Source organism: Herbaspirillum sp., from assembly GCF_017744395.1.
In the GTDB taxonomy this organism is placed as follows: domain Bacteria; phylum Pseudomonadota; class Gammaproteobacteria; order Burkholderiales; family Burkholderiaceae_D; genus Herbaspirillum.
This window is the reverse complement of sequence record NZ_JAGIBI010000003.1, coordinates 818279-826644: the sequence shown is the minus strand read 5'-3', so window position 1 is coordinate 826644 and position 8366 is coordinate 818279. Positions and strand designations below refer to the sequence as shown.

9 protein-coding genes and 1 pseudogene are annotated in these 8366 nt (G+C 60.9%); 3 read left to right on the top strand and 7 right to left on the bottom strand.

Annotated features, from left to right (window positions below; genetic code table 11):
• The 3 genes and pseudogenes from J7548_RS12550 to J7548_RS12540 all read right to left on the bottom strand — a co-directional run.
• Positions 1-115, bottom strand: a pseudogene (locus J7548_RS12550) (branched-chain amino acid ABC transporter permease); the annotation flags it as partial.
• 579 nt (positions 116-694) lie between these two features.
• Positions 695-1660, bottom strand: a complete 966-nt coding sequence (gene ispH / locus J7548_RS12545; protein ID WP_290974912.1) for a 4-hydroxy-3-methylbut-2-enyl diphosphate reductase — start codon at positions 1658-1660, stop codon at positions 695-697.
• 56 nt (positions 1661-1716) lie between these two features.
• Positions 1717-2172, bottom strand: coding sequence for a peptidylprolyl isomerase (locus tag J7548_RS12540; protein WP_290974911.1), 456 nt, complete (start codon positions 2170-2172; stop codon positions 1717-1719).
• Between the two features lie 112 nt (positions 2173-2284).
• On the opposite strand from J7548_RS12540, the gene radC reads away from it, so the two are divergent.
• From radC to rpmG, 3 genes are all read left to right on the top strand, one after another.
• Positions 2285-2959, top strand: a complete 675-nt coding sequence (gene radC / locus J7548_RS12535) for a DNA repair protein RadC (RefSeq protein ID WP_290974910.1) — start codon at positions 2285-2287, stop codon at positions 2957-2959.
• 207 nt (positions 2960-3166) lie between these two features.
• On the top strand, positions 3167-3403 hold the full coding sequence (gene rpmB, locus J7548_RS12530; RefSeq protein ID WP_006463730.1) for a 50S ribosomal protein L28: 237 nt from the start codon (positions 3167-3169) through the stop codon (positions 3401-3403).
• Between the two features lie 24 nt (positions 3404-3427).
• On the top strand, positions 3428-3595 hold the full coding sequence (rpmG, locus tag J7548_RS12525) for a 50S ribosomal protein L33 (RefSeq protein WP_006463731.1): 168 nt from the start codon (positions 3428-3430) through the stop codon (positions 3593-3595).
• A gap of 241 nt (positions 3596-3836) precedes the next feature.
• Here rpmG and J7548_RS12520 read toward each other — a convergent pair whose 3' ends face one another.
• The 4 genes from J7548_RS12520 to J7548_RS12505 form a co-directional block, all read right to left on the bottom strand.
• Positions 3837-5033 (bottom strand): fatty acid desaturase, encoded by a 1197-nt coding sequence (locus J7548_RS12520; protein WP_290974909.1) that lies wholly within the window; start codon positions 5031-5033, stop codon positions 3837-3839.
• A 67-nt stretch (positions 5034-5100) separates the two neighbouring features.
• Positions 5101-6465 (bottom strand): mechanosensitive ion channel domain-containing protein, encoded by a 1365-nt coding sequence (locus tag J7548_RS12515; protein WP_290974908.1) that lies wholly within the window; start codon positions 6463-6465, stop codon positions 5101-5103.
• Between the two features lie 44 nt (positions 6466-6509).
• Entirely contained in the window at positions 6510-7067 is a 558-nt protein-coding gene (locus J7548_RS12510; RefSeq protein ID WP_290974945.1) for a phospholipase D family protein, read from the bottom strand.
• 14 nt (positions 7068-7081) lie between these two features.
• Positions 7082-8338, bottom strand: coding sequence for an RsmB/NOP family class I SAM-dependent RNA methyltransferase (locus J7548_RS12505; protein ID WP_290974907.1), 1257 nt, complete (start codon positions 8336-8338; stop codon positions 7082-7084).
• Positions 8339-8366: the final 28 nt, after the last annotated feature.

Genomic DNA, 8366 nt, shown 5'->3' with positions numbered 1-8366 from the left:
GCGCGAAGTTGATCAGGTTCAGCACCCCGTACACCATCGTGTAACCCAACGCGATCAGCGCGTACATGCTCCCTAGCACCAAGCCGTTGATGATTTGCTGGATGAAAATGTCCATGAATAACTCTTCAATCTGTAATGACAAAAAACGCATATGCCCACGGTGACGTCGGCACTTCGCGAAAGCATGCGGATTAGCAAATTCCGTTCCCGCTTGCCAGGATGGAATTCACACCGCGCTTCGCAACGCAGCGGCAAGCTTCATAAAAATGGCAGCTGCGGCCGCTATGCGCGGCATCGAATTATTTGCGTGGGGAATAGTGCGGAAAGATCGGCCGCTATCGCCGTGTGGCGCGTGCTGCGGCCCGGCCTGGTGTGCCGGATATGCCGGTGGATGCCGGCGGGCATATGGATATGCATGGTGGGGTCTCCCTTGTCTCCTGTTTGCGCCATGGTCTGGCGCCCTGCCCTGCTTTTTAAGAGGGCCTTATGCGAGCCTGCCTGTTGGGTGGCTCGTCGATATTGGTGCGGGATTATACGCAGAAGCTGCACACAATTCAGTCAAAAATCGGTGCTGTTACATAAGAAATTGCGGTAAGACCAATGAACCCTGTCAGTTTTTTGCAAGGAAAGTCGCGGAAATGAAAAAGGCTTGCATCAGCAAGCCTTTTTGCGGTTGTTTCTATTGCTACTCGTCTCAGGCGTTTTCCGCCGCGGGGGCATTGCGAGCGCCCAAGCCCTTGGGCAGGGGGAAGGTGACGTTTTCCTCGATGCCTTCCAGTACGCGCACGCTGCGCGCGCCGATTTCCTTGATGCGGTCGATCACGGCCCGCACCAGCACTTCAGGCGCCGATGCGCCAGCCGTGACGCCGATGCGCAGCTTGCCTTCCACCCACTCGGGCTTGATCAGCTCGGCGTTGTCGACCATGAAGGCGGGCACGCCCTTCTTCTCCGCCAGTTCGCGCAGGCGATTGGAGTTGGAGCTGTTGGGGCTGCCGACCACGATCACCACGTCGACCTGGGGCGCCATGAATTTCACCGCTTCCTGGCGGTTGGTGGTGGCGTAGCAGATGTCGCCCTTCTTGGGTTCGGCAATCGACGGGAAACGCGCGCGCAATGCGGCGATGATGTCGGCGGTATCGTCCACCGACAGCGTGGTCTGCGAGACATAGGCCAGCAAGGCCGGATCGGCCACTTGCAGGCGCGCCACGTCGTCCACCGTTTCCACCAGGTGCATGCCCTCTTCGGTCTGGCCCATGGTGCCTTCCACCTCGGGGTGGCCGGCGTGGCCGATCATGATGATCTCGCGGCCCTCGCGGCGCATCTTGGCCACTTCCATATGGACCTTGGTGACCAGCGGGCAAGTAGCGTCGAACACGGTCAGGCCGCGCTCGGCGGCCTCCACCTGGACCACCTTGGGCACACCGTGGGCGGAGAAGATCACGGTGCTGCCGGCCGGGACATCGGCCAGCTCTTCGATGAACACCGCGCCCTTGGCGCGCAGGTCGGCCACTACATAGGCGTTGTGGACGATCTCGTGGCGCACGTAGATCGGTGCGCCGAACTGCTGCAGCGCGCGCTCGACGATTTCGATCGCGCGGTCGACGCCGGCGCAAAAGCCGCGCGGTTGGGCGAGCAGGATTTCGGATTCCGCTTTATCCATGGTGCTTTCCTCGATTCAAAACTTGTCTACTGCCATGTAGCCGATAGGGGAGCGGCTTACAGAATTCCAATGATTTTCACTTCAAACTTCAGCGTTTGGCCAGCCAGCGGGTGATTGAAATCAAAGATGGCCCCATCATCGTCGATCGCGCGCAGGATGCCGGCAAAACGGCCGCCGCCGGGCGCGGCGAAATCGACCAGGTCGCCGATGCGGTACTCCTCGTCCATCGCCGAGTTCTCTTCCAGCGTGGCGCGCGAGATGCGCTGGATCAGTTCCTCGCTGCGCTCGCCGAAGGCTTGCGCCGGCGCCAGTTCGAACGTCTGGTGCGTGCCTTCCGGCAAGCCCAGCAGGCAGGCTTCCAGAAACGGCGCCAGTTGCCCCTGGCCGAACTGCAGCGTCGCCGGGTTTTCGTTGAAGGTGCTGACGATATCTGCGCCATCCAGCGAAGCCAGGCGGTAATGCAGGGTGAGGTAGGCGTTGTCGGTGACGACCGGGACGGATGGGCTGGACATGAAAGGAAATCAGAAATGCACAAGAACCCGTTATTGTAAGCCACGTTTGCCTTGAGCGCCGTCCGCGCGAAGCCTGCGGCGCATCCCTTCCCTCTTGTTTTCAATCTCGACAATGGCGATTACTGATTGGCCCGAAGACCAGCGGCCGCGGGAACGGCTGATACGCCAGGGCGCGGCGGCCCTGTCGGATGCGGAATTGCTGGCGGTGTTCCTGCGCGTGGGCGTGGCCGGCAAGAGCGCCGTCGACCTGGCGCGCGAGATGCTGCAATGCTTCGGCTCGCTGGACGCGCTGTTCGGCGCCAGCCTCAAGGATTTTTCCCGTATCAACGGCCTGGGGCCGGCCAAGTATGCCCAGCTGCAAGCAGTGATGGAACTTGCCAGGCGGGCGCTGGGGGAAGAACTGGAAGATGGCGCCCTGCTCAACTCGACCCAGGCGGTCGGCCAGTACCTGCGGCTACTGTTCAAGAACCGGGCGTACGAATCCTTCGTGGTGCTGTTCGTAGATGTCCGCAACCGCCTGATCTCGGTCGAAGAACTGTTTCGAGGCACGCTGAACCAGGCCAGCGTCTATCCGCGCGAAGTGGTGAAGGCGGCGCTGGAGCGCAATGCCGCAGCGGTGATCCTGGCACATAACCATCCGTCCGGTGATCCGCAACCCAGCCAGGCCGACCTGGTACTCACCGGGGCTCTGAAAGAGGCATTGGCGCTGGTCGATGTGCGGGTGCTGGACCATTTCGTGGTGGCGGGAACACGTACCCATTCGTTTGCCGAGCATGGGCAGATATGAATCCAGGAAGCCAATTACAGGCATAAATCCTTTCCAATCAATGACTTAATCTTCCATAAAAGCATGCACGATGGAGCTAATCGGCAAATTGTTAAAAACAACAAATTCAATGAGACACAATTGTTTTATGCAAGTCATTGAAAAATCAATGTTTTTTCCCTATACTCTCGTTTTTCCCAAATTCGGAAATTTTTAAGGAGCACTAACATGGCACGTGTCTGCCAAGTCACCGGGAAGGGGCCGATGGTCGGCAACAACGTTTCCCATGCAAACAACAAGACTAAGCGTCGCTTCCTGCCCAACCTGCAGAACCGCCGCATTTTCGTCGAATCCGAAAACCGCTGGGTTTCCCTGCGTTTGTCCAACGCTGGCCTGCGCGTGATCGACAAGATCGGCATCGATGCCGTTCTGGCCGATCTGCGTGCTCGCGGCGAAAAAGTCTAACTAGCAGAGTAAAGGAAATCTATCATGGCGAAATCCGGCCGCGACAAAATCAAACTGGAGTCGACCGCAGGTACCGGTCACTTCTACACCACTACCAAGAACAAGCGTACTACGCCCGAAAAGATCAGCATCATGAAGTTCGATCCCAAGGCGCGCAAGCACGTCGAGTACAAAGAGACCAAGATCAAGTAATTGATCCGATCTCGATGAAGAACCCCGCCAAGGCGGGGTTTTTTATTGCCCATCGATACCGCCGGCCTCGGCTTGCACTACGTTGCGCCGGTGGGTGATACACCACGCATTGATTGCGCCGCCAACAGCCGCCCTCGCCTGTCCTGCACCCTCCCCAAAAAACAAAACCCCGCTGACTCGCGTCAACGGGGTTTTGTTATGCGAACCGGCAACCGTCAGGTGCCGGCCCTTCAACGTCAGATTATGCGTAGCTGCGCAGGCGCAATGCGAACTCGCGCAAGGCACGGATGCCGGAGGCTTCGGCACGGGCGCACCAGTCCTGCAATTGCTGCAGCAGCTGTTCGCGGGTCGAATGCGAACGCTCCCAGATCGCGCCCAGCTCGATGCGCATCTCATGCATGGTCTGCAGCGCCTTGCTGTGCGTGAACAGCTCGGACAGCTGCTGCTTCTGGCCGTCTTCCAGCTTGGCCGGCTCACGCTGCAACAGCTTCTTGGACGACTTCAGGAAACGCGATTCCAGCTTGGCCTTTTGGATCAGGTGATCCAGTTCGTCCTTCCAGGCATGCTTTAGCGAGCTGGCGTACTTGGCGGTGACGTCGTAGCGGTTGGCGATGACCGATTGCAGCGTGTCGAGGTCGATCGCGGACTTCTTGCTGTCGAACTTGGGCACCGGCGCAACCTTCTTCACCTTGGCCAGGCCGAAGGTTTCCAGGATGCGGATGTACATCCAGCCAATGTCGAACTCGTACCACTTGGACGAGAACTTGGCCGACGTGCCGAAGGTGTGGTGGTTGTTGTGCATCTCTTCGCCGCCGATGATGATGCCGATCGGGAACACGTTGGTGGCGGCGTCGTTGCAATCGTAGTTGCGGTAGCCCCAGTAGTGGCCGATGCCGTTGATCACGCCGGCGGCCCAGAACGGGATCCATGCCATCTGCACCGCCCACACGGCCAGGCCGATGGCGCCGAACAGCAGCACGTCGATGATCATCATGATGCCCACGCCCTGCCAGCTGTATTTGCTGTAGATGTTGTGCTCGATCCAGTCGTCAGGCGTGCCGTGGCCGAACTTTTCCATGGTTTCGGCGTTCTTGGCCTCTTCGCGGTAGAGCTCGGCGCCCTGCCACATCACCTTGCTGATGCCACGGGTCTGCGGGCTGTGCGGATCTTCCTCGGTCTCGCATTTGGCGTGGTGCTTGCGGTGGATCGCAGCCCATTGCTTGGTGACCATGCCGGTGGTCATCCACAGCCACAGGCGGAAGAAGTGGCTGGGGATCGCGTGCAATTCGAGCGCACGATGCGCCTGGCAACGATGCAGGTAGAGCGTCACGCCCGCAATGGTGATGTGGGTCATCACCAGCGTGTAAATGACAATCTCCCAACCGCTCGCGTGCAGCAAGCCGTTGGCAACAAAGTCGAGGATCGCATCTAAGGTCATCACTACTCCAAATAAAAAACTGCTGCTGAAGAACGAACTTGTTCCGTCAAAATGTTTTTATTTTCTATTAAGTTTCGCGCATTATACGCGAACTCTTCTGGTCTGGATCATCAGGAGATTCCCTAACAACAGGTGGGTTGCTTTGGCGGAAACTGCGCTCGTCCATGATCCGGATGTCGCGTTTGGCATGGGCAAGTTCGATGCCATGCACCTTGAAGGCCTGCCAGATTGCCCGATTGACATCGGAAATCACATTCAGGCGGCCATTTTCCGGATCGGTGATCCAGAATCCCAACTCCAGATCCAGCCCATCCGCCCCTATCTTGACCAGGAAAGCCTGCGGCAAGCTCTGCTGCGAGACCCGCTGCACCCCAAGTGAGGCCTGCTCCATGATAGACAAGACGGTTTCCACATCGTCCTGGTACAGAATTGTAAGCTGTGTGGACAAACGTACAATGCGGTGGGTCAAGGAATAGTTCTGTACCGGATTAGCCACAAACATTTCGTTGGGCAACACCGATTCAATGCCGTCCAGTCCTTCCAGGATGGTGTACCGGGTATTGATCTGGGTGACCTTGCCGAAATATTTATCCACGGCAACCATGTCGCCGATCACCATGCTGCGCTCCAGCAGGATCACGAAACCGGATACATAGCTGCTGGCGATCTTTTGCAAACCCAGGCCGATACCCACACCGAGCGCGCCGCCGAACACCGACAGCACGGTCAGGTCGATCCCGACCAATGACAGGCTGACCAGGAAAGCGATCAGGATCAACGCCGCCTTGGCCAGACGCGCCACCACCGTGCGCAGCGAGGAATGCATGGTGTTGACCTTCATCAACCGGTTTTCCAGCACCGCGCCTATCCACAAGGCGATGATCAGGGTCACCAGCACCGAAGCGCCGGCCTGCAGGATCGTCAGCAGCGATGCCTTGTGGCGCCCCAGCGGCAGTTCGGTATGGTCCAGGTAATCGATGAAATCCGGCCACAGCCCGGTGATGTACAGCAGCACGCACAGCCACACCAGCGCCGCGATGGCCTTTTCGGACAGGTGCAGCAAGGCGCCGACGGTGGCGTCCTTGACGAAGATGCCGCGCAGCACGTAGAACACGAAGCGCATCGCCACCTGGGCGATGGCCAGCGGGAACATGATTTCCCACAGCGCCACCGGATGGCCGATGCGCTTGAGGCCGAAATAGGCCGCCGTCAGCAGCCCCAGCGCCAGCAGCGGCGACAGCACGCGGGAAAAGCTCTTGACGCCGATCTGCATCATCCGCGACTGCTCGTCGCCGCGGTCCAGCCCGAGGATCTTGCGCAGCCAGCGCGACAACCCGATTCCACCCAGCACGCACAGCAGGATCAACGCCAGTTGGCGCAGCACATCCAGCGGCTGGTAGTCGGTAAACAAGGAAAGGAAGTGGTCGGTCATGGCTGGCCGGGGCAATCAGGAAAGGTTGACAATCACAGCCGCGCTCACTGTGCCGGCTCCGCATCCTGGCGATGGCGCTCCCAGTTGGCGGCATAGCGTGCCGCCAGCGTCGGGTTCCGGCCCAGCACCAGGATGTTTTCCGCGTTCTTGTGCTGCGCCGACCAGGTGAAATTGAAGCTGCCGGTAATCACCGCCGCCGACGGCAAGGCGGCATCGATCACGATCACCTTGTTGTGGGCATTGCGATAGCGCGTCTCCAGCCACACCGGTACGCCGGCGCTGCGCAATTGCCGCAGGCGCTCGGTGGAATTCTTGTCGAGCTGGCCGTTGTCCATCAGCACGCGCACATCGACGCCGCGCTTGCGGGCGGCCACCAGCGCATCCACGATGGGGCGGTTGGTCAGCAGGTAGGCCTGCACCAGCACCTGCTTGCGCGCCTCGGCAAGCTGGCCGACGATCAGGCCTTCGATATCGTCCCAGGGCGCGAAGGCGGCCTGCACCGTGCCTTGCGCGGCGATGGCCGGCTCCGCCGCTTCCCTGGCCGATGCGGGCAACGCCGCCAGCAGGCCGCTCAGCAGGAGCGGCGCCAACCGCCGGCACAGGCGCAATGCCTGGATCAAGCGCGGCGCTCCAGCACGGCGGCGAAGAAGCCATCGGTCTGGTGCAGGTGCGGCAACAGCTTCAGGTAGTCGCCCATCTCCAGCGCCACCTTCTGCTCGGCCAGCACCTCGCCCATCGGGCGCAATGTGAAGTCGGGATGCGTTTGCAGGAAGTCGGCGATCACTTCGTCATTCTCTTCTTCCAGGAAGCTGCAGGTGCCGTACACCAGGCGGCCGCCCGGGCGCACCAGGCGCGCGGCGCTGGCCAGGATGCTGCTTTGCTTGGCGCGCATCTCGGTCAGGGTTTCCACGGTCTGGCGCCATTTCATGTCGGGATTGCGGCGCAAGGTGCCCAGGCCGCTGCAAGGCGCGTCCACCAGCACGCGGTCGATCTTGCCGGCCAGGCGCTTGACCTTGGCGTCGTTCTCATGGGCGATCACCACCGGATGCACATTGGACAGGCCGCTGCGCGCCAGGCGCGGCTTGAGCTTGGCCAGGCGCTTCTCGGAAACGTCGAAGGCGTACAGGCGGCCGGTATTGCGCATCAGCGCGCCCAGCGCCAGCGTCTTGCCGCCGGCGCCGGCGCAGAAGTCCACCACCATCTCACCGCGGCGGGCGCCCACGATCTGGGCCAGCAACTGGCTGCCCTCATCCTGCACTTCGATTGCGCCATCCTTGAACAGCGGCAGGTTCTGCAGCGCCGGCTTCTTCAGCACGCGCAGGCCCAGCGGCGAATATGGCGTGGGTTCGCACGCCACCGGCGCCTTGGCCAGTTCGGCGATGACGGTATCGCGGTCGGCCTTAAGCGCGTTGACGCGCAAGTCCAGCGGCGCCGGACGGTTCATGGCATCGGCCAGTTCCAGCGTGGCGGCCTCGCCCACGCGCGCCACCAGCTTGTCGAACAGCCAGGGCGGCAGGTTGCTGCGCATCTGCGGCGGCAACTGGCTGCGGTCGATCTGCGCCACGCGCGCCAGCCAGTCACCCTCGCCTTCCTGCAAGCCACCCAGCGACTCGGCGCCGACGGCGTCGGCCAGGCCCAGCAGCGCCATGCGGCGCATCATCGGCCCGCTGCCGGATTCGGCGAAGTTGGTCAGCACCGACTTGTTGCGCAACAGGCCGTACACCGCTTCGGCGATCACGCCGCGTTCGCGGCTGCCCAGCTTGGGGTGCTCGCGGAAATAGCGCGACAGCGTCACGTCGGCCGGGCCGGTAAAGCGCAGCACCTCGCGCAGCAGTTCTTCGGTATGGGGAATGATCGCGGGAGGCAATCTCATGCTCGGTCCTTCAGATTCAAAAATGGGT

What these genes read in the sequence shown, in the direction of transcription:
- ispH (WP_290974912.1), bottom strand. Translation starts at nt 1,660, where the DNA reads ATGGATAAAGCGGAATCCGAAATCCTGCTCGCCCAACCGCGCGGCTTT.
- J7548_RS12540 (WP_290974911.1), bottom strand. Translation starts at nt 2,172, where the DNA reads ATGTCCAGCCCATCCGTCCCGGTCGTCACCGACAACGCCTACCTCACC.
- radC (WP_290974910.1), top strand. Translation starts at nt 2,285, where the DNA reads ATGGCGATTACTGATTGGCCCGAAGACCAGCGGCCGCGGGAACGGCTG.
- rpmB (WP_006463730.1), top strand. Translation starts at nt 3,167, where the DNA reads ATGGCACGTGTCTGCCAAGTCACCGGGAAGGGGCCGATGGTCGGCAAC.
- rpmG (WP_006463731.1), top strand. Translation starts at nt 3,428, where the DNA reads ATGGCGAAATCCGGCCGCGACAAAATCAAACTGGAGTCGACCGCAGGT.
- J7548_RS12520 (WP_290974909.1), bottom strand. Translation starts at nt 5,033, where the DNA reads ATGACCTTAGATGCGATCCTCGACTTTGTTGCCAACGGCTTGCTGCAC.
- J7548_RS12515 (WP_290974908.1), bottom strand. Translation starts at nt 6,465, where the DNA reads ATGACCGACCACTTCCTTTCCTTGTTTACCGACTACCAGCCGCTGGAT.
- J7548_RS12505 (WP_290974907.1), bottom strand. Translation starts at nt 8,338, where the DNA reads ATGAGATTGCCTCCCGCGATCATTCCCCATACCGAAGAACTGCTGCGC.